Annotated in this window: 20 protein-coding genes; 4 read left to right on the forward strand and 16 right to left on the reverse strand. The window is 67.8% G+C overall.

The genetic code is table 11. The features are described from left to right. Positions 1 to 24: 24 nt before the first annotated feature. Positions 25 to 963, reverse strand: coding sequence for a bifunctional helix-turn-helix transcriptional regulator/GNAT family N-acetyltransferase (locus ACFPPB_RS00880; protein WP_377323451.1), 939 nt, complete (start codon positions 961 to 963; stop codon positions 25 to 27). 296 nt (positions 964 to 1,259) lie between these two features. Here ACFPPB_RS00880 and dapE point away from each other — a divergent pair, with 296 nt between their 5' ends. Then, complete coding sequence (dapE, locus tag ACFPPB_RS00885; protein WP_377323453.1) at positions 1,260 to 2,399, forward strand: succinyl-diaminopimelate desuccinylase; 1,140 nt, start codon at positions 1,260 to 1,262, stop codon at positions 2,397 to 2,399. Positions 2,400 to 2,498: 99 nt separating this feature from the next. On the opposite strand, the gene ACFPPB_RS00890 is transcribed toward dapE, so the two are convergent. From ACFPPB_RS00890 to ACFPPB_RS00935, 10 genes are all read right to left on the reverse strand, one after another. Next, complete coding sequence (locus tag ACFPPB_RS00890; protein WP_377323455.1) at positions 2,499 to 3,113, reverse strand: nitrous oxide reductase accessory protein NosL; 615 nt, start codon at positions 3,111 to 3,113, stop codon at positions 2,499 to 2,501. An 11-nt stretch (positions 3,114 to 3,124) separates the two neighbouring features. Next, positions 3,125 to 3,958 carry an ABC transporter permease gene (locus ACFPPB_RS00895; protein ID WP_377323457.1) on the reverse strand — a complete coding sequence of 278 codons (834 nt, stop codon included), beginning with the start codon at positions 3,956 to 3,958 and terminating at the stop codon, positions 3,125 to 3,127. Beyond that, positions 3,955 to 4,884, reverse strand: a complete 930-nt coding sequence (locus ACFPPB_RS00900; protein WP_377323459.1) for an ABC transporter ATP-binding protein — start codon at positions 4,882 to 4,884, stop codon at positions 3,955 to 3,957. The genes ACFPPB_RS00895 and ACFPPB_RS00900 overlap by 4 nt, the downstream gene beginning before the upstream one ends. Further along, positions 4,868 to 6,148 carry a nitrous oxide reductase family maturation protein NosD gene (locus ACFPPB_RS00905; RefSeq protein WP_377323461.1) on the reverse strand — a complete coding sequence of 427 codons (1,281 nt, stop codon included), beginning with the start codon at positions 6,146 to 6,148 and terminating at the stop codon, positions 4,868 to 4,870. Before ACFPPB_RS00905 ends, ACFPPB_RS00900 begins: the two co-directional genes overlap by 17 nt. A 60-nt stretch (positions 6,149 to 6,208) precedes the next feature. Beyond that, positions 6,209 to 8,140 (reverse strand): TAT-dependent nitrous-oxide reductase, encoded by a 1,932-nt coding sequence (gene nosZ / locus ACFPPB_RS00910; protein WP_377323463.1) that lies wholly within the window; start codon positions 8,138 to 8,140, stop codon positions 6,209 to 6,211. A 31-nt stretch (positions 8,141 to 8,171) separates the two neighbouring features. After that, positions 8,172 to 10,367 carry a 4Fe-4S binding protein gene (locus ACFPPB_RS00915; protein ID WP_377323465.1) on the reverse strand — a complete coding sequence of 732 codons (2,196 nt, stop codon included), beginning with the start codon at positions 10,365 to 10,367 and terminating at the stop codon, positions 8,172 to 8,174. After that, positions 10,367 to 11,434, reverse strand: coding sequence for an FAD:protein FMN transferase (locus ACFPPB_RS00920; RefSeq protein ID WP_377323467.1), 1,068 nt, complete (start codon positions 11,432 to 11,434; stop codon positions 10,367 to 10,369). The genes ACFPPB_RS00915 and ACFPPB_RS00920 overlap by 1 nt, the downstream gene beginning before the upstream one ends. Positions 11,435 to 11,488: 54 nt before the next feature. Beyond that, positions 11,489 to 12,556: an NAD(P)/FAD-dependent oxidoreductase gene (locus tag ACFPPB_RS00925; protein WP_377323469.1), complete on the reverse strand. Its 1,068-nt coding sequence runs from the start codon at positions 12,554 to 12,556 to the stop codon at positions 11,489 to 11,491. A 256-nt stretch (positions 12,557 to 12,812) separates the two neighbouring features. Beyond that, positions 12,813 to 15,233 (reverse strand): penicillin acylase family protein, encoded by a 2,421-nt coding sequence (locus tag ACFPPB_RS00930; RefSeq protein WP_377323471.1) that lies wholly within the window; start codon positions 15,231 to 15,233, stop codon positions 12,813 to 12,815. Beyond that, a complete protein-coding gene (locus ACFPPB_RS00935; RefSeq protein WP_377323832.1) occupies positions 15,230 to 16,000 on the reverse strand; it encodes a phosphodiester glycosidase family protein in 771 nt (256 codons plus the stop codon). Before ACFPPB_RS00935 ends, ACFPPB_RS00930 begins: the two co-directional genes overlap by 4 nt. 180 nt (positions 16,001 to 16,180) lie before the next feature. Here ACFPPB_RS00935 and ACFPPB_RS00940 point away from each other — a divergent pair, with 180 nt between their 5' ends. Continuing rightward, positions 16,181 to 16,669 (forward strand): NUDIX hydrolase, encoded by a 489-nt coding sequence (locus ACFPPB_RS00940; RefSeq protein WP_377323473.1) that lies wholly within the window; start codon positions 16,181 to 16,183, stop codon positions 16,667 to 16,669. A 99-nt stretch (positions 16,670 to 16,768) separates the two neighbouring features. On the opposite strand, the gene ACFPPB_RS00945 is transcribed toward ACFPPB_RS00940, so the two are convergent. The 5 genes from ACFPPB_RS00945 to ACFPPB_RS00965 all read right to left on the reverse strand — a co-directional run bounded on the left by ACFPPB_RS00945 (position 16,769) and on the right by ACFPPB_RS00965 (position 21,229). Further along, entirely contained in the window at positions 16,769 to 17,545 is a 777-nt protein-coding gene (locus tag ACFPPB_RS00945; RefSeq protein ID WP_377323475.1) for a lipoate--protein ligase family protein, read from the reverse strand. Further along, entirely contained in the window at positions 17,542 to 17,832 is a 291-nt protein-coding gene (locus ACFPPB_RS00950) for a biotin--protein ligase (protein ID WP_377323477.1), read from the reverse strand. The genes ACFPPB_RS00945 and ACFPPB_RS00950 overlap by 4 nt, the downstream gene beginning before the upstream one ends. A gap of 34 nt (positions 17,833 to 17,866) precedes the next feature. Then, positions 17,867 to 18,292, reverse strand: a complete 426-nt coding sequence (locus tag ACFPPB_RS00955) for a hypothetical protein (protein ID WP_377323479.1) — start codon at positions 18,290 to 18,292, stop codon at positions 17,867 to 17,869. A 98-nt stretch (positions 18,293 to 18,390) separates the two neighbouring features. After that, a complete protein-coding gene (gene parC / locus ACFPPB_RS00960) occupies positions 18,391 to 20,631 on the reverse strand; it encodes a DNA topoisomerase IV subunit A (protein WP_377323480.1) in 2,241 nt (746 codons plus the stop codon). 118 nt (positions 20,632 to 20,749) lie between these two features. Continuing rightward, on the reverse strand, positions 20,750 to 21,229 hold the full coding sequence (locus ACFPPB_RS00965) for an Lrp/AsnC family transcriptional regulator (RefSeq protein WP_377323482.1): 480 nt from the start codon (positions 21,227 to 21,229) through the stop codon (positions 20,750 to 20,752). Positions 21,230 to 21,322: 93 nt separating this feature from the next. On the opposite strand from ACFPPB_RS00965, the gene ACFPPB_RS00970 reads away from it, so the two are divergent. Both ACFPPB_RS00970 and ACFPPB_RS00975 read left to right on the forward strand, forming a co-directional pair. Next, entirely contained in the window at positions 21,323 to 22,222 is a 900-nt protein-coding gene (locus tag ACFPPB_RS00970) for an EamA family transporter (protein WP_377323484.1), read from the forward strand. Positions 22,223 to 22,279: 57 nt separating this feature from the next. Next, on the forward strand, positions 22,280 to 23,266 hold the full coding sequence (locus ACFPPB_RS00975) for an aldo/keto reductase (RefSeq protein WP_377323486.1): 987 nt from the start codon (positions 22,280 to 22,282) through the stop codon (positions 23,264 to 23,266). Positions 23,267 to 23,430: the final 164 nt, after the last annotated feature.

Raw genomic sequence — 23,430 nt, forward strand, 5'->3', positions numbered from 1 at the left:
GCGAGCCAGACCGTAAACCGGCGCTCAGAGGTCGCGTGTCCATATCTGGCCGACCAGGTCGTGGCCGAAGCTGTGGTGGGGATACTCCTTCGCCAAGGTGAAACCGGTGGCCTCGTAGATGCGCCGGGCGGACACCAGCACGTCGTTGGTCCACAGCGTCATGCCCCGGTAGCCGGCAGCGCGGGAGAAGGCGATGCAGCGGTCCACCAGGCGGCGGCCGATGCCATGGCCGCGTCCGCCGGGGTCGACCAGCAGGCAGCGCAACTGGGCGAGCGTGGGGTCGTCCGCGTTCCGCACCACGAAGACGCATCCGGCGCGCACGCCGTCGACTTCGGCGATCCACATCCGCTCGCGGACGGGGTCGTGGCGCGTGGCGAAGTCGGCGAACAGCGTGGCCACCAGCGCCTCGAACTCCTCGTTCCAGCCGTACTCGTGGGTGTACAGCCGGCCATGCCGTTCGATCGCCCAGCCGATGTCGCCCGCGCGATGAGTGCGAATCGTGACGCGGCCGCGGGCACGGGGCTCCGCGCCTGCCAGCAGGCGCCGCATGGATTGCATGCTGGACAGCAGGCGATCGCGTCCATCGGGTGAAAGTCCGCCCAGGATGTCCGAGGCCTGGGTGCGGGAGCTGCGGTCCAGCCGCGCGAACGCCCGCCTGCCGGCGGCGGTCAGCGACAGCAGCATGCGCCGGCGATCGTCCGGCGAGGGCTTGCGCGTGATCAGCCCGCTGCTGGCAAAGCCCTGCACGATACGACTGAGGTAGCCGGCATCCAGCCCCAGCAGGTCGCCGATCTCGTTGGCGCTGGCCTGCGCGCGTTGTGCCAGCTCGAACAAGACACGGGCCTGGGCGAGGGTGAAGGAACTGGACAAGAGGCCTTTTTCCAGCACGCCGATTCGGTGCGTGTAGAAACGGTTGAATTCGCGGAACGTTTCCACGTGTGTGGCGGGTACGGCACTCGGCATGACGGCGGCTCCTGTCCGGGAATATGGGACATGACGTATGGGGACCTCGGAAAAACTGGCCATTGCTCGTCATCCCGGCGAAAGCGGCGATCCAGTGTTCTTGGGCTTCGATGAGTGAGAGTCACCGGGCCCCAGCTTTCGCTGGGATGGCGGTCCAAATCACGGGTTTTTCGAGTTCCCAACATCGACACAATAGTTGACTCAGTCAATCATACGGCAATTTCCGGCGGGGCGGCACGCAGTCGTTGCCCGTCTGCCTGATATGCTGCAGCACCGCCGACCATCAGCCTTGCCGCATGTCCCACGTTCTCGACCTCGCCTGTGACCTGATCCGTCGCCGCTCGGTGACTCCCGAAGACGCCGGTTGCCTGCCGTTGATCGGCGGACGACTGGAGTCCGCGGGTTTTCGCGTCGAGCATTTGCGCTACGGCGAAGTCGACAATCTGTGGGCCGTGCACGGCACGACCGGGCCGACCCTGATTTTTCTGGGCCACACCGACGTGGTGCCTAGCGGCCCCGAGGCGTCATGGCGAAGCCCGCCGTTCGAGCCGACGATCCGCGATGGCCGTCTATACGGCCGCGGCGCCGCCGACATGAAAGGCTCGGTGGCGGCGATGGTGGTGGCGCTGGAGCGGTTTGTGGCTGCGCATCCGCATCATCGCGGCCGGGTCGGGTTGCTGCTGACCAGCGACGAGGAGGGGCCGACCAATCTCGATGGCGTGCGCAAGGTGGTCGAGCACTTCCGCGCCTTCGGCGAGCGCATCGACTGGTGCGTGGTGGGCGAGCCGTCGGCAAAAGAGCGGCTCGGCGACCTCGTCCGCGTGGGCCGGCGCGGCTCGCTGTCGGGCACGCTCAGCGTGCGCGGGGTGCAGGGGCATGTGGCTTATCCGGAGAAGGCGCTGAACCCGATCCATGCCTTCGCGCCCGCGCTGGCGGAGCTGACTGCCGAGCGCTGGGACGAAGGCAACAGCGACTTCCCGCCCACCTCGTTCCAGGTCTCCAATCTCAACGCGGGCACCGGCGCCACCAACGTGATTCCCGGCGAGCTTGAGGCGCTGATCAATTTCCGCTACTGCACCGCCAGCCGTTCCGAGGACCTGCGCGCGCGCGCCGAGGCGATCCTGCACCGCCATGGCCTGGACTTCGCGATCGACTGGAACCTCTCCGGCGAGCCGTTCCTCACCCCGCCCGGCGGCGTGCTGCGCGAAACCGTGCTGGCGGTCTGCCGCGAGCTGTGCGGCATCGATCCCGAGCAGAGCACCGGCGGCGGCACGTCGGACGGTCGCTTCATCGCGCCGATGGGCGTCGAAGTGGTCGAGATCGGTCCGGTCAACGCCACGATCCACAAGGTGGACGAGTGCGTGGCGGTGGAGGAACTGGAGCAGTTGCCGCAGCTGTATCGCGCCGTCTGCGAGCGCCTGCTGATCGAGACATGACCGTGCGATAACCCCTTGGTCTGCGGGCAGAGAGGGCCGGGGACGCCTGCATTGAACGGATCACGGCGTCCCTGGTCCAAACACGTTCTGGGTTCCCGGTTACGGATTTGGATGGGCCGGCAGGCCGGTGGAAGGCGCGGGTTGGGCGAGGCACTGCTGTCGGCGCTGGCCATCGTCGGCGGCCACCCGGGCGGGGCACCGATAGTCCAGTGTGGCCACCAGCGCCGGCGTGATCTCGTCGAAACCAAACACGGCGCCCCCATGCTCGCGGACGAAGGCCGCCGCCGCAGCGCGGGTGGCGAACGGCGCCAGGGTCGGTCCCATCGAGCCGGGCAGTGGTTGCCAGGCGACGTAGGACGCGCGGCGCGCATCGATGAAGCTGATCGCGGCGTGGGCAGGTTGGCGCCAGTCGATGCGCGCGCTGTCCTGCACGAACAGTTCCTGCAGATCGGGCTGGTTCTCCGGCTGTAGCACGTAGGCGAAGAAGTCGCGGGTGGAGTCGAACATCAACGGCTTGGCGCGGCCGGTCACCCAGGCCTCCGCGCGCGGACCGGGCGAGCCGTCCAGGTACATGCCGCACACCGCGCAGGTGTCGTCCGGATGGATGTCGACGGCATGTTGCGCGGGGGCGGTGCTGCCGCCGCAACCGACCAGCAGGGTCAGGGCGAGAGCCGGCACCACCGCACGGAAGCTCATCGCGGAAGGGATCCTCATGCGGGTTCTCCTCAGATTTCCTTGCGCCGGAACGCGAGCATCGCCCACGCGAACGGCGCCATGGCCCAGCCCAGCAGTACCAGGCACAGCAGGGCGGGCGAGTAGGTGTGGTGGGCGGTCATGCCGGTCAGCAGGTCGTTGCCGGCGCCGTCGCCAAGCGCGGTGAGGTTGACCAGCCGGAATACGTCGACCGGATTGAGCAGCAGCAGGTAGGGATACACCGCGCGCTCGACCGGGTTGCCGCCGCTGACTACCAGCAGCGCCAGCAGCGCGAGGTCGAACAGCACCACGCTGGCCAACCAGCCGATCAGTGCCAGGCCGGCGGCGCGGGACTTGTCGGCGGTCTGCACGCTGATCAGGCAGGCCAGCCCGACGAAGCAGGCGCCCAGCAGCGAGGCGCTGAGCATGAAGCGGCCGATGTGCAGCCACGCCTGCAGCGTCTGCGCGGGCGGCTGCATCAGCTGCATGATCGCCACCGCGAGGCCGAAACCCGCCAGCGTGGCGGCGGCCAGCGCGCCGCAGTGGCCGAGGAACTTGCCGGCTACCAGCTGGCCGCGCGCCAGCGGGTAGCTGAGCATCAGCAGCAAGGTGCCGTCGTCGCGCTCGCCGACGATGGTGTCGTAGGCGATCAGCAGGCCGATCAGCGGGATCACGAAAGCGCCCAGCGTGGTCAGGCTGGCCAGCGTGGCGTCGAACGAGGTGAAGCCGACCCGGCCGGCGGCGGCGCTGCCGAACCAGGCGATGCCCAGCGCCAGCAGCGCGAACAGCACGGTGAGTGCGATCGTCCAGCGGTTGCGGAAGTCGTCGCGGAACTCCTTCCAGGCGACGATGAAAATGCTGTTCATGCGCGGGCGTCCGTGGCGGGCTGGGGGCCGGCGCCGAGCCAGTCATACAGTTGCGCCAGTGTCGGCTCGCGTACGTCGAGGTCGGCGATGGCGGGGTTGGCGAGGAGTTCGCGCAGCGTGTGCAGCTTGGCTTCGCGCGGCACCTGCAGCTCCAGTCGGCCGTCGGGCCGCGACTGCGCGGCCAGGCCGCGCGCGGCCAGTTGGGTCATCAGTTCGGCGCCGGCGTCCTCGTGCGGACGCAGCAGCATGTGGGCGGGCAGTGCCGCCTGTTCGCCGAGTGCGGCCAGGCTGCCGGCGGCGAGCAGTTTGCCCTGGCGCAGGATCAGCGCACCGTCGATATGCGGTTCCAGTTCGGCCAGCAGGTGCGAGGAAACCAGCACGCAGCGGCCGTCCGCGCGCAGTTCGCCGACGATCCGGTAAAGCTCGCGGGTGGCCTGCGGGTCGAGACCGGTAGTCGGTTCATCCAGCAGCACCAGTTCCGGCGAGCCGAGCAACGCCTGCGCGAGGCCGAGGCGCTGGCGCATGCCTTTGGAGTAGGTGCCGATGCGCCGGTCGGCGGCGTGCGCCAGGCCGACGCGTTCCAGCAGCGCCTGCGCCTGGGCGCGCGGCGCCTGCTTCAGCCGGGCCAGGTAGTCGAGCAGCTCGCGGCCGCTGAGGTTGGCGTAGAAGGTGGCGCTCTCGGGCAGGTAGCCGATGCGCCGGCGCAAGGCGTGCGCGCGCCACGGTGACTGGCCGAGCACGGCGAGGCGGCCGCCGCTGGGTGCGATCAGGCCGAGGATCAGCTTGATCAGGGTCGACTTGCCGGCGCCGTTGTGGCCGAGCAGGCCGATCACCTGGCCGCGCGGCACGCAGGCGCTGACGCCGTCGAGCGCGGCGAGCGCGCCGTAGCGCTTGGCCAGCGCGTCGAATTCAATCGCTTGGTTCATGGTCGGGCCGGAAGGAGGCGGGGGCTTGCATCAGCGGGTGGCTGTCCTGCACCGATGGCGGCGTGAACACCGGGAACGCGCGTTGCACGTAGCGCAGCAGCAGCACCGCGGGGCTGGACATCAGGTTGCGTGCGGAGGGGTATTTCCACAGCAGCACGTCGATGCCGTCGTTGGGGCGGAACGGGATGTCGCCGATGCCGTCGGCGTCCAGGTCCCAGCCGAGGTAGTCGCTCCAGAAGTTGCCGCGGCCGCGCGCCGACCACTCCTGGGCGAGGTTCTGCACGTACTTGACCTGGATGCGGTTGTCCACGAAGCGGTTGCCCCACAGGCGGTTGTTCTCCGAGCCGGCGGTCACGTGGATGCCGATCTGCGAGTCGGCGGCGAGGTTGTCGTGGATGGTGTTGAACTGCGACAGGTAGACGAACAGCCCCTTGCCCTCGGTGCCGTCGATCAGCTCGCCCTGCGCGTCGCGCAGACCGGTGATGTGGCGTATCTGGTTGCCGGCGATTTCGCTGTGCGAGATGTAGTTGAGCAAGAAGCCGTAGGAATCATCGTCCTCGGCGGTATTGCCGATCACCTTGAGGTGATCGGACGACATCAGCGCATAGCCGGCCAGGTTGCCGCGGCTGACGTTGTCCAGCAGCAGGTTGTGCTGCGAATACATGTAGTGGATGCCATAGCGCACCTCGTGCACCACGTTGCGCGCGATGGTGTTGTGCGGGCTGACGTAGACGTAGATGCCGTCGCGCGACTCGGCCACGTCGTTGCCCTCGATGGTGCAGCCGGTGTCGTTCCACAGGTGGATGCCGTCGCCACGGTCGGCCACGCGCAGCGAGCGCATGCCGCGGATCACGTTGCGCGCGACCCGCACGTTGGCCGCGCCGTCGAGGTAGACGCCGAACAGGCTCTCCTCGATGCGGTTGCCCTCGAGCGTGACGTCGCGCGCCTGGCGCTCGACGAAGATGCCGGCGTTCATCGCGGTGAGATCGGTGCCGCTATGGCGGATGGTCAGCCCGCGCACGGAGACCTGCGCGGCGCCGATGCGCACCACGTCGCCTTCGCCGCCGCCGTCGAGGATCGCGCCGGGTTCGCCGACGAGGGTGATCGGTTTGTCCAGCCGCAGGTGCACCGCGTGCACGCCGGCCGGCACGCTGACGGTGGCGCCCGGCGTTGCCGCGGCCACGACCTGCTCCAGCGACACGTGCGCATACACCGATGCCGCCGGTGGTAGCGCCAGCGCCAGGGCCGCAAGGAAACGAAGCATATGCATGGGACCGAAGGGCCAGGCCGTGCCGCCGCGCGCTGCGCGACGGCACGGCGCGGCTCAGGCCTCGACCAGCATCCGCCCGCTCATCTCCATGTGCATCGCATGGCAGAAGAACGTGCAGTAGTACCAGAACACACCCGCCTTGTCGGCGGTGAAAGTGGCCGAAGCAGTGGCGCCGGGACTGATCTCCATGTTGATGCCGTAGTTGACGATGCAGAAGCCGTGGGTCACGTCCTCCACCGCGTCGATGTTGGTCACCACCACGGTCACCTCGTCGCCTTTCTTCACCTTGAAGCTGCCCATGCCGAAGATCGGCGCGGCCGAGGTCATGTACACGAACACCTTGCGGCCTTCGCGGATGACCTTGCTGTCGGACAGTACGTTGATACCGTGGCGTTTGGCCATCGCCACCGTCTCGGCGAAGAACGGATCGTCGCGGTCCCAGCTCTTCTTGACCTTGTCGATCAGCAGCCGGCGGTGCAGCAGGATCACGTCGTGCGGCTCGGCGTAGACCGGGCCGTCGGCGACCAGCTTCATGGTCTCGCCGGAGATGTCGATCAGCTGGTCGTTGTCCGGATGCAGCGGGCCGGTGGGCAGGAAGCGGTCCTTGGAGAACTTGTTCAGCGACACCAGCCAGCGCCCGTCGGCGTCGCGTGTCTCGCCCATCGAGGTATGGCAGTGACCAGGCTGGTAGGCCACGTCGATCTTCTGGCGCAGGTAGTTGACCTTCTTGCCGGCGTGGGCGGCGATCGCGTCCGCGATGTTCCATTTGGCGATCTGGCTGTCGATGAACAGCGTGGTGTAGGCGTTGCCGCGACCGTCGTAGGCGGTGTGCAACGGGCCCAGGCCCAGCTCGGGCTCGGCCACCACCGTATCGCGCGGGTCCTTGAGCTTGCCGGCGAAGCAGTCGTCGATGCGGCTCCACTCCATCACGGTGACGGTGGGCGAGAGCTTGCCGTTGGCCACCACGTATTTGCCGTCGGGGCTGGCGTTGATCCCGTGCGGGTTCTTCGGGATCGGGATGTACAAGGTGAACGACGAGCCGTGGCGGCCGTCCAGCACCGGCACCTTCGAGCTTCCGATGGTCTTGAAGTCGCCCTTCTTCACCGCCGCCTCGATACGCGCGATGTCGAACACCACCACCCAGTCGCGCTCGGCCTCCATGGTGCCGGGCAGGTCCATGCCGCGCTCGCTGTTGTAGCAGGTGGAGATGGCGTACTTGCCGGCGTAGTCGGCCTCGGTGTTGTCCAGGTTGCCGTCCACCAGCACCTGCCAGACGACCTCCATGGTGTCGCCATCGAGCGCGCTGAACATGGTCTGGTACTTCTTCGGATCGTCCAGGTCGCGGCCGTCGTTCGGCGCCGGGATCAGGAACTCGCCGTTGGCGAACACGTAGCCGGTGCGCGGGGCGCGCTGCACGCGCAGGCCGTGGATCGCCTGCACGTTGGGCACGTCGGTGATGCGGTCGGTGCGCATCACGTCGCAGCGGATGCGCGCCACGCGGGTGTGCGCCTTGTCGTTGATGAAGATGTAGCGGCCGTCGTAGTGCCCGTCGGTCTGGCTCATGTGCGGGTGGTGGCAGTCGCCGCCGGGCGGGAAGTTCGGCCCGAGTACGCGCTTGCTCTCGTTGGTGACGCCCCAGCCGATGGTGAAGTCGGGGTTGAACACCGGGATGCGCATCAGCTCGCGCATCGAAGGCACGCCGACGATGCGCACCTCGCCGGACTGGCCGCCGCTCCAGAAACCGTAGTACTCGTCGAGCTGGCCGGGCGGCACGTGGTCGGAGAGTTCGCCGGCGGCCGAGGCCGCCTTGGCCGGTCCGGTGGCACCGGCCTGGTCACCCTTGCGGCCGCAGCCTGCCAGCGCCAGTCCCGCCGCACCGGCGAGGCTGGCCAGCGCGCTGGTCTTCATGAAGTTGCGGCGCGCGGGGTTGCCCGGTTCCGCAGCTTGTCCGGACTGGCCGGGTTTGTTGCTCGATTCGTCGTGCATGGCGCTCCATCCCTCTGGATAGGTGAGTGGGTCAGTCGGCGGCCTTCGCCGGCTCGGGGGTCGCCGGCGTCGCTGCCGGGATGATCGTCAGCACCGGCGTGGGCAGCGGCCGTGCGGCGCGTTCGCGCTTCTTGCGGCGCTCCACCAGCGGCGGGCACTTCTTGTCGTTGGCGTAGGTGACCTGGCAATCCAGGCAGTAGTGGCATTCGTTGAAGTTGATCTGGCCGATCGCGTTGATCGCCTTCACTTCGCATTCGTTCGCGCAGATCTGGCAGGGGCGCCCGCATTCCTTGCGCCGGCGCAGCCACTCGAACAGGTGGAAGCGGCCGGACACCGCCAGCCCGGCGCCCAGCGGGCATACGTAGCGGCAGTAGAACTTGTTGTTGAACGCCGACACCGCCACCAGCGCCACCGCGTAGAGCACGTAGCTCCAGGAGCGGGCGAAGTGCAGGTTGATCGCGGTCTTGAACGGCTCGACCTCGGCGTAGCGCTCGGCCATGTTGAGCGACTGCAGCGACATCCCGAACAGCACCAGCAGGATGATGTACTTGATCGCCCACAGCCGTTCGTGCACGTATTGGGGCACTTCGAACTGCGGCACGTGCAGCCGGCGCGCCAGCTTGTTCACCAGCACCTGCAGCGCGCCGAACGGGCACAGCCAGCCGCAGTAGATGCCGCGCCCGAGCAGCAGCAGGGTGGCGGCCACGAACACCCACAGGATGAATACCAGCGGATCCATCAGGAACGTGGACCAGCGGAAGCCGTGCAGCACCGACTGGATGAAGGTGAGGATGTTCACCACCGACAGCTGCGCCAGCCCGTACCAGCCGATGAACACCAGCGTGTAGATCAGGAATCCCACGCGCAGGCGTTCGAGCAGGTGCGGGCGCGTCACGATCCAGTCCTGGAACATCAGGATCAGCGTGAGCACGGTGAGCCCGGCCAGCAGCAGCGCGATGTCGATGCGACGCCCGTACCAGACCTTCTGCCACAGCGGCGCGTCGGCCGGCAGCGCGTCGGCCTGCGCCTTGGCGGCGGCGTCCGGTCGCGTGGTGTAGGCCGCCGGCATGCGGTAGTCGCGGGTGAAGGTGTGGTAGATGCTCTGCAGCGGGCCGACCTGGCGGTTCACCATCAGCTGCAGGGTCCACGGCCGGGTCGCATCGAAGCCGCTGCCGCTGTTGCGCACGATGAAGATCGCCTGCTCGGCGAACGCCGGCTTGCCGCGCAGCGGGGTGTCGTTCATCGACACCAGGTCGGTATCCTTGAACAGCACCAGCTTGCCGTCCTGCAGCAGGTGCACGCGGTCGAAGATGCCGCCGCGCACGTAGCCCAGTCCCTTGAACGAGTAGATGCCGTTGGCCATCACCGCGATCGCGGTGTCGCCGGGCTTGAGCTGTTTCATCAGCTCGGCGTGGGCCGCGGTGCCCAGCAGGTTTCTTCCCACCGTGGGCGGGGTGACGTCGGCGAAGTACAGGTCGATGAAGGTGTCCGTGCCATGGCCGGCGGCCGGCGCGGTGGGGTCGTCGACCAGGCCGCTCTCCGGCTGGCCCTTGAACGCATCGACGACCGCCTGCCGCGCCAGCTGCAGGTGGCCGATCGCGCCGTTGCCGGTCAGCGCCTGCCAGTCGGCGGGCACGAAGTAGCCGGAGCGAACCTGCGCGGCGGCCGCGCCGGTGTCGGCCGCGCCGGCGATCAGCTTGCGCGAGGCAGCCACCTTCAGCGCCGAGTTCATGATCGTCTCGTTGGCCACCATCGAGGTCACCGTGGCGCTGCTGATCGCGTCGATGCGCACGCTGCCGCTGCTGCCGCCGCCGACCACGATGCGATCGTCCACGCGGTGGCCGATGTAGCGGGCCACGAAGTCGTACAGCTTCTGCACCGGGATGCCGACCAGCAGGATCGGCTCGTGCTGTTCCAGCACGCGGGCGTCGCGGATGCTGCCGTCGGTGCCGATCGAGACCAGGATGTTGATCGGTGCGCCCGAGTAGGCCGGCACCGGCGCCACCATCACCGTCTCGAACGCGTAGCCGATGACCTTGTCGCCGCGGTACACCGCGGCGGCGGGCGGGGTGCCCTCGATGTCGCCGAAGCGGGTGGCGTCGGGGAACGCCTGGTGCAGCTGCGGGTGCTTCGCGTCGATGCCGGCCAGTGCGACGGGCGCCGGCGCGAGCAGCAGCAGCGCGAGCAGCAACTGCGCCACGAAAGAGCGGGAGCGGCAGGCGCACATCACGCCAGCTCCGCCGTACCGGCGATCAGCGGCAGATCGCGCGAGCGCCAGCGCTGCTCGCCGGTGCGCGAGAACGCCAGCCACTGGTGGTCCCGCGCCGCCATCAGCGCCGACAGCTGCGGCAGCTCCAGCGAGAACGCCGCCGTGCTCATGCCGTCGGCCAGCACCGACCGCGGCGCCACCACGGTCACGCTGGAATAACTCTGCGGCGAATAGCCGGTACGCGGGTTGACGATGTGGAACAGGCGCCGGTCGGTGGAGAAGAACACGCGGTAGTTGCCGGAGGTCGACAGCGCCGCGTTGCGCACCTGCACCACCGCCGCCACCCGGCTCACGTCGCGCGGGTCGACGATGCCGACGTTCCAGTGCCGCTGCGGATCGTTGCCGCAGATCGCCTGGATGTCGCCGCCGGCGTCGATCAGGCCGTACTCGATGCCAGCCGCGCGCAGTGCCGCGATGCCCTGGTCGACCACATGGCCCTTGGCGATGCCGTCCAGCGTCACCGCCATGCCCGGCCGCCGCAGCCGCACGCCGCGCGCGTCCAGCGCAAGGTCGCGCCAGCCCACCAGTTGCTCGCGGCGGTCGATCGAATGGTGTTCGTGCGCATCGATGCCGGATACGCCACGCAAGGTTTCGAGATAACGCAGCACCGGAAGCACGGTGACGTCGAACGCGCCCCCGGTCAGCGCCGACAGCGACAGCGCCTCGCGCAGCACCGCCTGCAGGTTCGCCGGCACCAGCGCCAGCCGGCCGTCGCGATTCAGCCGCGACAGCGGGCTGGCGGGATCGAATCGGGTCAGCTCCGCAGCCGTCGCGGCCATCCGCGCGAAGGCCGCCTCGATCGCCGCGCCCGCCGCCTGCACGTCGTCGGACAGGCAGGTGACCGCCACCGAGGTCTGCATCAGCGTGTGCTCGCGCCGGACCTGCCACAGGTTCTGCCTGCGCCTGAGCACTGCCCAGCCGCCGCCAGCCAGCAGGCCGCCGGCCAGGGCGAGTTGCCCGGTCTGTTTCAGCCAGCGCCGGCGCTCGGGCGAGCGCAGGTCGCTGGGGTCGGGGAAACGATGCATGGGATGCCTCCCGTGGCGGTGGGTGTGTGCATGTGTGACGCGATGTGCGAGGGTTCAGGCCGCGCCGGCGGCAACTCGTGGCGGAGGTTGCGCGACGGCATCGCCGCGCACGCCAAGGCGCCGCTGCAGCGCCGGGCTGGTGGTCGTGTACTGCAGGTTCACCTTGTCGCCGGGATGCAGGTGCGCATGCGCGGCGAAGGCGCACAGCGCCGCCTCGTGGAAGCCGGAAAGGATCAGTTTCTTCTTGCCCGGGTAGGTATTGATGTCGCCCACTGCGAAGACGCCGGGCGTGGAGGTCTGGAACGTCGACGGATCCACCACCAGTTGCTGGCGTTCCAGCGCCAGCCCCCATTCGGCGATAGGCCCCAGTGCCGGATGCAGGCCCCAGAACACCAGCAGGTGCGAAGCTTCGATGCGCTGGACCATGCCGCTGCGCGTGCGCACGCGCACCTGCGCCAGAGCCTCGTCGGCGGTTTCCAGCCCGGCGATGTCGCCTTCGCACAGCTGCATGCGGCCCTCGTCGCACAGCGCCTGCATGCGCGCCACGCTGGCCGGTGCCGCGCGGAAGCTGGACGAACGGTGGACCAGCACCAGGCTGCGCACCCGGTCGACCAGGGCCAGCGCCCAGTCCAGCGCCGCATCGCCACCGCCGGCGATCACGATGTCCTGGTCGTCGAACAGTGCCGGCTGCGACACCTTGTAATGCAGCGTGCGGCCTGCCAATGATGCGGCCTCCGGCAGGTCCAGCGCGCGCGGTGCGAACGCGCCCAACCCGCCGGCGATGATCACCACGCCGGCGTCGAACGCCAGCCCCGCACTGGTGTGCAAACGGAAGCGGCCGTTCGCCATGCGCTCGAGCGAAGTGACGGTATTGCCCAGATGGAACTGCGGGGCGAACGGGCGTATCTGCTGCTGCAGCCGCTCGATCAACTCGCGCCCGCTGCACACCGGCACCGCCGGAATGTCGTAGATCGGCTTGTCCGGATACAGCTCGGTGCATTGCCCGCCGGCATGCGGCACGGAATCGATCACGTGCGCATCCAGCCCGAGCAGGCCCAGCTCGAAAATCTGGAACATGCCGACCGGGCCGGCTCCGATGATGACGGTATTGCAGTTGATCATGAGGCGAATCCGCCTTGTGGACTGAGCGGATCATGCGTGCGCACGAAGGCGACCCCCTTGACCTTGATCAGGTGATCCCGGATCACCCCGTGCGGCCGAATGCCGCACAGGCGCGGCCACGCCCATGACCGCGAGGCGATACCACGCGCGGCCGGCCGGAACCGCCTTCCGGCCCGAGCTCCGCGAGCCGAGCTTCGTGGTCGGGGCGGTGTGACCGCAACCGGGGCGTGCGAGGTTCCCGCTGAGGGGAAGTCGGTCAGCGCGTCAGCGCGTGGCCAGGCTCTAGAGTAAGCGTGTGCTGCGTCTGCCCCGGCAACAACGGTGTAGGCCGGCCTTCGACCCAGTCCGCGTGTCCCGCACCGAAGTAGGGCGACAGCGGGTTGTCGCTCTGGCCGCCCGGCATCTCGAGCACGCCTTCGGCCTCGTGACCTGGCGATACGTCTAGCCGCTCGGAAGCGCCGAAGCCGGGTATGTCGACGCGCGGCATGTTGCTGTCGCCGGGCAGCGGCTGGTCGGGCATGTCGATGAAGCGCCCCAGCCAGCGCGGCAACGCGGCAGAGAGCGGGTGACGGATACGGCTGCGGTTGTACTCGCCCCAGCTGCGTGCGGCGAGGCCACCGGGCTGCTGGCCAAGCTCGGTCGCCACCTGACTGGCCGCATCGATGAGCAAGGCGTTCCAGTCGGGATACTTCGCATCGAGCAATTGCGGCGGCCGACCGCGTATCAATTCCCATACCGCGGCTTCGGCGCTGGTGTGGGCGGGCCAGCTGAAGTCCGGGTAGCGCTGCTTGACCCGTGCCACGAACGGGGCCAGCACCAGCTCGCTGACCCGGTCGCGGAATGTGCGCACCAGCCGGTAGTCGACGCTGTCGACGGCGGCGCGCCCGCGCCACGGCTGGGTGAGCTGGCGCAGCTGCTGCAACGCCGGCGTCCTGGCGCCTGTCAATGTCTGCTGCAGCAGTTGCTGCCAGCGGGTCAGCAGCAGCGCGCGGTTGTCCAGCTGGATGTCGAGCAGGTTGCCGGATGTGAAACGGGCATGTGCCTGCAAGTCGTCGCGGATCTGCTGTGCGCGGGCGCCGAGGTCGTAGCCGCCGTTGCCGAGCAAGGTCAGCGCATCGCCGTCGGTGGTGCGGTTGTTGGCCGTCCACAGGCGGCCGCCGGCAGGATCTTCGATACGCGGATATTGCGTGGGTGCGGCCCAGCCCTGCCAGCCGCTGCCAGATGTCGACCAGTCCGACGGCAGCAGCGGATCGATGTCTGCGCGCAGCGGAATGCCGTTGCCCGCGATCGTCCAGCCGATATGCCCGGCGCTGTCGGCGACCAGCAGATTCTGTGGCGGGATGCCGAGCCTTGGCGCCAGGTTCAACGCGGCGGGTACGTCGCCCGCGTGCTCCAGCTGCATCAGATCGAGGTTGTAGCTGCGCGGGCGGCCGGCGGTCCATGCCAGTGCCAGCGACGTGCCGTCGGCGTCCTTGCCCATGATCGGCCCCCAGCGGGTGTCCTCGACCTCGAGGACGCTGTCGGGCCTGCCCTTGACCTGGATGTGCTCGTCGTGGATTTCGATCGCCGCCCAGCCGTCGGGCACCTTGTAGCGCGCGGGGTCGGTCCGGTCGCGCTGCACGCGTACCCAGTCCTGCCAGTCGCCATAGCTGTTGGTGAAGCCCCAGGCGATCTGGCCGTTGCTGCCCGCCACGATGGCGGGCGTGCCGGGCAGGCTGACGCCGTTGACGTCGCGCTGTCCGTTCGGCGCGGTGGGATCCGGATAGCGCAGCCGGGTACGGAACCAGATGTTGGGCACGCGCAGGGACAGGTGCATGTCGTTGGCGAGCATGGCCGCGCCCGTGCCGGTGAGCGTGCCGGCGACGGCGAAGCTGTTGCTGCCGGGACGCCGCGCATCGAGCGCGGGTGTCAGCGCGGCGGTCAGCCTGGCGGAAAGTCGGGCCGGTGCCAGATGCCGCAGGTCGAACATGTCGGTCGTGGGGATCACCGGCGCCCGCGACAGCTGGCCGCTCAGCGGCGCCTCCCAGTCGGGGTCGGGCGCCAGCAGGAAGTCCACCAGCGGAGCGGGCAGTACCGAGCGCATCTGGCTAAAGCGCAGTTCGCGCTGGTTGCGGCCGTCGCCGTCCAGATCGAGGTACATCGCGGCGATCACCAGCATGCTGTCTTCGGAGCGCCACGGCTGCGGCCGGACGCCCAGCAGCAGGTATTCCCAAGGCCGTACGCGCAGATCGGCGAGGCCGGCGTTGACGCCGTCGCGGTAGCGGTCGAGCTCGCGTCTCTGCGTCGCCGGCAACCGAGCATAGGCTGCCTCGGCCACGGCCCGCAGGCGATGGCGGCGATGGTTGAGATCGGTTTCCAGCGCCGCCGGCCCGATCAGCGCGGACAATTCCCCGGCCGACATGCGACGCATCAGGTCCATCGCGAAGAAGCGCTCCTGCGCGTGCACATAGCCGAGCGCGTAGCTGAGGTCGGTACGGCTTTTCCCCTCGAGGGTGACCGTGCCAAGCGCGTCGCGGCTGATGCTGACGGGCGCCGAGAGGCTCGCGATGCGGCGCATGCCGTCGAGTTGGGCCCGGCTGCCCGCGAGCAGCCACCAACCGGCCCCGAACACGATCAGCAGCAGCGCCAGCAGGGCGAGCAGCAGAGCGCGCAGGACACGCCAGCGCCGCGTCGTCATGGCTTGGCGAATACCGCAAAGATGCCGGCGTAGGGCTTGACCATGAAGGCCGGTGCCCCGGTGTAGCCCTCGCCGTCGACGTACAGCTGCGAGATGCTGCCGTCCAGGTACAGCGCGTCGCGGCAACCGAGCCGGTCGCGGAACAGACGTCCAAACGTATGGAAGTTCACCGGCGCCTCGCTTACCGCGAAGACCACTTCGGTCGAGGTTTTCACGCAGACGCCGCTGCGCCATTTCAGGCTGGACGAATCGTCGACGAACTGTTCGTTGAGCTTGCCGTCGATCAGCAGCATCGGGCCGGACTGGGTGGCCCATTGCGCCGGTTTGCCTTCGGCCTTGAACGCGGCGCTGGTGCGCACCGCCGCGTGCCCGTCCGGGTAGATCGCGAACACGCCATTGGGCAGCAGCGAGAAATTGCCGGATGCGGGATTGCCATGCGCCAGGTTCAGCGGCACCACGGTCTTGCCGTTTTCGACGTACAGGCCCAGCGGCGCGAACTTGTGGTCGTAGATGCCGGCATTGGTCGCAAACAGCAGCCGCCGGCCGCGCGCGTCGCCCCATTGGCGCAAGGACTCGATGCTGCCGAACGGCTGGCCGCTCTGCGGGTCGCGCCAGTACAGGCCTAGCTGCTCGTGCTTGAGATCCAGCCGGACGACGCGGTAGTCCTGGCCCTCGAACGCCAGTTCGCCGCTGTCCACCGCCTGTGCGCTCGGTGCACAGCCGGGCGCACCCACCAACAGCGCCAGCGGCAGCAACACATGCAGCAGCCTGCGCGGCCTTCGTGGTGCGGAGCGCATGCGCAGCGGGGACGAGGCGGATCGGTACATCTGCGGATGGTCGCCGCCCCGTGGCGCGGGCGCAAGCCCGGCCGGCGGCGATTGTTCAGCCGGATTCCGCGAAAGAGTGCGCCTGCCGTTAGACTCGATTTCTTTTTCGGTGCCCCTGCGATGCCCTATACCCCGATAGTGGCAACCCTCGGCTACGTGCTTTCGCCCGCCCGTCGCGAAATGTTGATGATCCATCGCAATGCCCGCCCGGACGACCAGCACCTGGGCAAGTACAACGGTCTGGGCGGCAAGATGGAGCCGGGCGAGGATATCGCCGGCTGCATGCGGCGCGAGATCTTCGAAGAGGCCGGCATCAGCTGCGAGTCGATGCAGTTGCGCGGCACGCTGAACTGGCCCGGCTTCGGCAAGCAAGGCGAGGACTGGCTCGGCTTCATCTTCGTGATCGAGCGTTACAGCGGGACGCCGCTGACATCCAACCCCGAGGGCACGCTGGAGTGGGTGGCGCTGGACCGGTTGATGGAACTGCCGATGTGGGAAGGAGACCGCCACTTCCTGCCACTGGTGTTCGACACCGACCCGCGTCCGTTCCACGGCGTGATGCCGTACAGGGACGGCCGCATGCAGTCGTGGTCGTACACCCGGCTGTAGCGCCGTGCTTTCGCCGTTGTGGGAGCGGCTTCAGCCGCGATGCTTCACTTGCGATACAGGCATTGCGGCTGAAGCCGCTCCTACAAGATCGCGGGGGCGCTAGGGCACGTCGGCCAGCCACGCGGTGCTGGAGAATTTGCCCAGCGCCAGTTCCTCGGCCCGCACCTGCTCGGCCGGTCGCACGGCATCGTCGCTGAGGCCGTGCAGGCGGCGGAAGGTGGCGACCATGCGCTCGATCACTGCCTCGCGGGGAAGGCCGGTCTGGCTGCGCAGCGGATCGACCCGCTTGGCCGCGCTGACGGTGCCCTTGTCGGACAGTTTCTCGCGGCCTATGCGCAGCACGTCCAGCATCTTGGCGGCGTCGATGTCATAGGCCATCGTCACGTGGTGCAGCACCGCGCCGCCACGGTGCACCTGGGCGGCGCCGGCGATCTTGCCGCCTTCGGAGGTGATGTCGTTGAGCGGCTGGTACCACGCCTTGATGCCCAGTTCGGCCAGCGCCTGCAGTACCCACTCGTCGAAGAAGGCATAGGCCTCCTGGAACGACAGTCCCTTGATCAGCGACTGCGGCGCGTAGATCGAATAGGTGATCGTGTTGCCCGGCTCGACGAACATGGCACCGCCGCCGCTGACCCGGCGCACCACTTCGATGCCATAGCGCTCTGCCGCGTCGGCGTCGACCTCGTTGCGCAGCGACTGGAAGCGGCCGATCACTACCGCCGGGGCGGCCCATTCCCAGATGCGCAGGGTCGGCCGGCGGCGACCGGCGCCGACTTCATGGGTCAGCACGTCGTCCAGCGCCATGTGCAGCGACGGGGATTGCGGAGTCGTGTGGATCAGCTGCCAGTCGTGGTCGCGCCAATCGGTACGCGTCATGCCTCGGCTTCCCCATGCAAGGCGCGGTGCACGGCGACCGCGATGGCTTCCGGCGAAAGACCATACATCATCACGTCGGGCGGAAGCGCGTCGCGCACGGCGTTGGCGAGCTCGTTCTCGGTGGCCTGTGCCGGCTGGTCTTCCAGCGCGGCGTCGATGGTGCGCAACGCGCTGTCCGGCTCCAGGAAGAAATCGCCGCTCAGCCGCACATCGGCGAGCCGGCCGTGGCGCACGTCCAGGTCGATCACCACCAGCTTGCCGCCGAGCATCTTGTATTCGCCATGCATGGACGGCTTCCGTCTGCGTTGCGTTGCCGATCGATCAGTGGCCGTGGCCGTGGAAATTGCCGGTGCCGCCGCCGATCGAGATGCTGACGCCGCCGGTGGGGTGATCGCAACTGCCGAACGCCTTGGTGAGGTTGACCGTGCCGGTCTGGTAGCTGCCGCCGAAATGGTTGCCGCTGACCACGCCCATGCCGACGCTGCCGTGGACCTGCGGCTGGTTGTAACGGTAGTCGTCGCAGTCGGTGGTGGTGGCTGCGGTGGCGTCGTTGTTGCCCATGCGGCCGCTGGTGTCGCCGTAATACGCGCCGGGCGCAGGGCTGGCAGGCTTGGCCGTCGTCGAACTGGTTGCCGGCACATCGCTGGGCGGCAGTTTGAGGTTCAGCGGCTTGTTGGCGGTCTGTGCCGATGCCGTGGCGACCAGCAAGAGGGTTGCGAGGGCAGTGAGGTGCCGTTTGATGTTCATGCTTGACTCCGGGGTATGACGTGCTCAACGCGCCACGCGCATTGGCGTGCACCTCCACCTTCGAAGCGTGCGGCGGCAGGAAGTTCCTGCCGCGCCGTTCAGCCGGTGGTCTCGATCCGCTCCACCCGGCGCAGGCCGCGCGGCAGCAGGCCGCCGCGGGTGGCGCGGTTGCCGCCGTATTCGACCAGATCCGACCACTTCAAGGTGAGCTTGCGCTGGCCCGCGTACAAGGTGACCTCGCCCTTGCCCTCGCTGACCACCGCGATGCCGGCCACGCGCTCGTCGCCGCTGGCGAGCCTGGCCTTCGGCACCTCGATCAGCTTGTTGCCCTTGCCCTTGTCAAGCTCGGGCAGTTCGGCTACCGAGAACATCAGCAGATGGCCTTCGGTGGTGACCACCACGATGCGGTCGCGCGCCGGGTCGGCGCTGATCTGCGGCGCCAGCACGTGCGCGCCGTCGCTGAGGCTGATGATCTGCTTGCCGGCCTTGTTGCGGCCGGTGAGCGATTCGAAGCGGGCGACGAAGCCGTAGCCGAAATCGGTGGCGAGGATCAGGCGCGTGTCGTTGTCGCCGGCGATCACCGCGTCGAAGCTGGCGCCGGCGACAGGACTGAAGCGCCCGGTCAGCGGTTCGCCGTTGCCGCGTGCCGAGGGCAGGGTATGCGCCGGTGTGGAATAGCTGCGGCCGGTGGAGTCGATGAACGCCACCTGCTGGGTGGTGCGCGCCTTCACGGTGGCGAGCAGGCCGTCGCCCTCGCGATAGTTCAAGCCTTCGGCGTCGATGTCGTGGCCTTTCGCTGCGCGCGCCCAGCCTTTCTGGCTCAGTACCACGGTGACCGGTTCGCTGGCGACCAGCGCGCTCTCGTCCAGCGCCTGCGCCGCCTCGCGCTGCACCAGCGGCGAACGGCGGTCGTCGCCGAACTTGGCGGCGTCGGCGCGCAATTCTTCCTTGATCAACCCCTTCAGCTTGGCCGGCGATTTCAGCAGCACGGTGATCTTGGCGCGTTCCTCTTCGAGCTGGTCGCGCTCGGCGTTGATCTTCATCTCTTCCAGCCGCGCCAGCTGGCGCAGGCGGGTTTCCAGGATGTAGTCGGCCTGTTCCTCACTGAGCTTGAAGCGCGCTATCAGCACGGGCTTGGGCTCGTCCTCGCTGCGCACGATGCGGATAACTTCATCAAGGTTGAGGTAGGCAATGCGCAGCGCTTCGAGCAGGTGCAGCCGGCGCTCGACCTTGGCCAGCCGATGTTCCAGGCGCTTGGTCACCGTGCTGGTGCGGAAGGTCAGCCACTCGCCGAGGATGCGCTTGAGGTTCTTCACCTGCGGCCGGCCGTCCAGGCCGATCATGTTGAGATTGATGCGGAAGCTCTTCTCCAGATCGGTGGTGGCGAACAGGTGCGGCATCAGCTCGTCGGCATCGACGCGGCTGGAACGAGGCACCAGCACCAGCCGGATCGGATTCTCGTGATCGGACTCGTCGCGCAGGTCCTCGATCATCGGCAGCTTCTTCGCGCGCATCTGCGCGGCGATCTGCTCGAGGATCTTCGACGGGCTGACCTGATGCGGCAGCGCGGTGATCACGATGTTGCCTTCCTCGCGCTGGTACACCGCGCGGGCACGCACCGAGCCCGTGCCGCTCTCGTACATCGCCAGCAGGTCGGCGCGCGGCGTGATGATCTCCGCCTCGGTCGGATAATCCGGTCCGCGCACGTGCTCGAACAGGTCGGCCACGCTGGCGTCCGGATCGTCCAGCAGGCGGATGCAGGCGCTGGCCAGCTCGCGCAGGTTGTGCGGCGGAATATCGGTGGCCATGCCCACCGCGATGCCCATCGAACCGTTGAGCAGCACGTGCGGCACGCGTGCCGGCAGCCAGCTCGGCTCGTCCATGGTGCCGTCGAAATTCGGCACCCAGTCCACCGTGCCCTGGCCCAGCTCGCCCAGCAGCGCCTCGGCGATCGGGCTGAGCTTGGATTCGGTGTAGCGCATCGCCGCGAAGCTCTTCGGATCGTCCGGCGAGCCGAAGTTGCCCTGACCGTCGACCAGCGGATAGCGGTACGAGAACGGCTGCGCCATCAGCACCATCGCTTCGTAGCAGGAGCTGTCGCCGTGCGGATGGAACTTGCCGATCACGTCGCCGATGGTGCGCGCGGATTTCTTCGGCTTCGCCGTGGCGGCCAGGCCCAGCTCGCTCATCGCGTAGATGATGCGCCGCTGTACCGGCTTCAGGCCGTCGCCGACGAACGGCAGTGCGCGGTCCAGCACCACGTACATCGAGTAGTCGAGATAGGCCCGCTCGGCGTATTCCTTCAGCGGGATCTGTTCGTAATTGGCTTGCAGGTTCATGCGGGGACGTCTGATGAGTTGCGCGCAGAGCGCGGATAGCCGGTCGATGGTGCCAGATCATGCCGTCGCGGGACAGCTTGCCTCGCGGCGATTATTGTGAGGCGCCGGCGGCCGCGCCTCATCGGGTTTTGCTCTTGACGGCGGGCAGCGGCGGCGCGCGCAAGGGGACCGGCGTGGATTGCACGATGGAGGTGGTGGTCTGGCCGTAGCGCAGGAAGCGGTCGAGGATCAGGTCGAGATTTTCCAGCGCATCCAGATGCACCTTGATGATGAAGCAGTCCTCGCCGGTAACGCGATGACATTCCACGACCTGCGGCATCTTCTGCGCCAGTTCGGCGATCTTCGGCAATTGTCCCGGCACCGGCCGCACGCGGACATACGCCGTGATCGGCCAGCCCATCGCCTTGGGATCCAGGTCGAGGCGGTAGCCGCGGATCACGCCGGCGTCCTCCAGCCGGTTCAGCCGTTCCTTCACTGCGGGCGCCGACATGCCGACGGTGGTCGCCAGCTTGGTCACCGGCTGGCGCGGGTCGGCCTGCAGGGCATGAATCAGCGCGATATTGCGCGGATCGGACATGAGGCTGGAAATCTGAGGCATATGGCTCACCAAACCTTCAACAAGTAAAAATTTGTCCCACGAACCCTTTATATCTTGATTGATCATGCGCTTATTGCTTGTAAAAGTAGAGCCATGCACGATGAACCGCAAACATCAGCGCTGGGCCGTTCGCCGTCTCCTTGCACCTCTCTCGATGAACGGTTGCCGCCGCAGCTGTATTTCGTCGTCAGTGCGGTGTTCCACTATCTGGGCCCGGCGTTTGCCGTACTGCTCTTTTCCCGCGTCGAACCGCTGGGCGTGGCATGGCTGAGGATCGCCAGCGCCGGCCTGATTTTTGCGCTGTGGCGAAGGCCGTGGCGCTATTTCCTGCGGCAGGACGCGAATGGCCGCTGGACCATCGTGGCGCTGGGCGCCGTACTCGGCTGCATGAATGTCTGTTTCTATCTGGCGATCGCACGACTGCCGTTGGGCACCGTGGGCGCGATCGAGTTCATCGGCCCCATCGCGCTGGCGCTGGCGGGCACGCGCACGCAGCGCAATATCGTCGCGCTCGCCGTGGCGGTGGCCGGCGTCTGGATGTTGACTCACATCCGGATCGCGGACGCGCCGATGGGTTTCCTGTTCGCCTTTGCGAACTGCGGCCTTTTCATGCTCTACATCGTGCTCGGGCATCGTGTCGCCAGGGACGGCGGCAGTGCAGGGGTCGATCGGCTCGCCGCGGCGATGCTGGTGGCGCTGTTGGTCGTAATGCCTTTGGGCCTGCATGATGCAACGGTGGCTCTCGCCAGTCCGGCTCTGCTGACCGCCGGCATCGGCATCGGCGTGTCGTCGTCGGTGGTCCCCTATATATGCGACCAGCTGGCGATGGCGCGTCTGCCGCGGGCCACGTTCGCGCTGCTGCTCGCGTTGTTGCCGGCTACGGCGAGCATGGTCGGCGTCGTGGTGCTGCACCAGATACCGAGTCCCGTCGAGATGACCGGCATCACCCTGGTCATCGCCGGCGTCAACCTGCACCGGGCGAGTCGCCGGTGAGTGCCGCGCCTGTTTTTTTTCGTGCATATTTCCGAGAAACCAAGAGGAGAATTCACCATGGACTACATCAATCTGGGCAAGTCGGGCCTCAAGGTCTCGCGCATCTGCCTCGGATGCATGAGCTATTCGGTAACGCCCACCGACGAGAGGCCATGGACTCTGGATGAGGAGCACGGCCGGCCGTTCATCCGGCGCGCGCTCGAGCTGGGCATCAACTATTTCGACACCGCCAACATGTATTCGGGCGGCGACAGCGAACTTATGCTGGGTCGCGCATTGCATGACTTCGCCCGGCGCGAGGAAGTCGTCATCGCGACGAAGGTGTTCTATCCGATGCGTGCCGATGCGAACGGCGGTGGCTTGTCGCGCAAGGCGATCATGACCGAGATCGACGCCAGCCTGCGCCGGCTCGGCACCGACTATGTCGACCTGTATCAGATTCACCGCTGGGACGAGGCCACGCCGATCGAGGAGACGCTGGAGGCGCTGCACGACGTGGTGAAGTCCGGCAAGGCTCGTTACATCGGTGCCTCGTCGATGTCGGCGTGGCAGTTCGCCAAGGCGCTGTATACCGCCGACCTGCACGGCTGGACGCGTTTCGTCTCGATGCAGCCGCACTACAACCTGCTGTACCGCGAGGAAGAGCGGGAGATGCTCGTGTTGTGTGCGGCCGAGGGCATCGGCGTGGTGCCCTGGAGCCCGCTGGCGCGCGGCCGGCTGGCGCGGGCGTGGGAGGACGAACCCAGCACCGTGCGCGGTGGCTCCGACCCGTGGGGCGATGGCGTGTATGCCGCGAGCAAGGCGGCGGACAAGGCCGTGGTGGAACGCGTCGGCGAGGTCGCCGCACGACTTGGCGTGCCGCGCGCACAGGTGGCGCTGGCCTGGCTGCTGCACAAGTCCACGGTGACCGCACCGATCGTGGGTGCAACCAAGCCGCACCATCTGGAAGAAGCGGTGGCGGCGCTGGCGGTCAGGTTGCCGGATGCCGAGATCGAGGCGCTCGAGGCACGCTACTTGCCGCACGCTGTCGCTGGCATCGACTGATCGAGGCGGCTGGCCAAGCGGGGCTCTTGACAGCCGAAGGGCTGGTCATCCGGTCTCATGGGGCGATCTGATAAGCGCCGATTCCCAGCTCACCGTCGATCCGCGTCCTCAGCAAGCCGCCAAGCTGCAAGGGGAAGCCCTTCTTCCTCCAGGAGAAGGTGCCG

Origin of the sequence: Rhodanobacter terrae, from assembly GCF_042657005.1 — a bacterium.
GTDB classification, from domain to species: Bacteria; Pseudomonadota; Gammaproteobacteria; order Xanthomonadales; family Rhodanobacteraceae; genus Rhodanobacter; species Rhodanobacter terrae.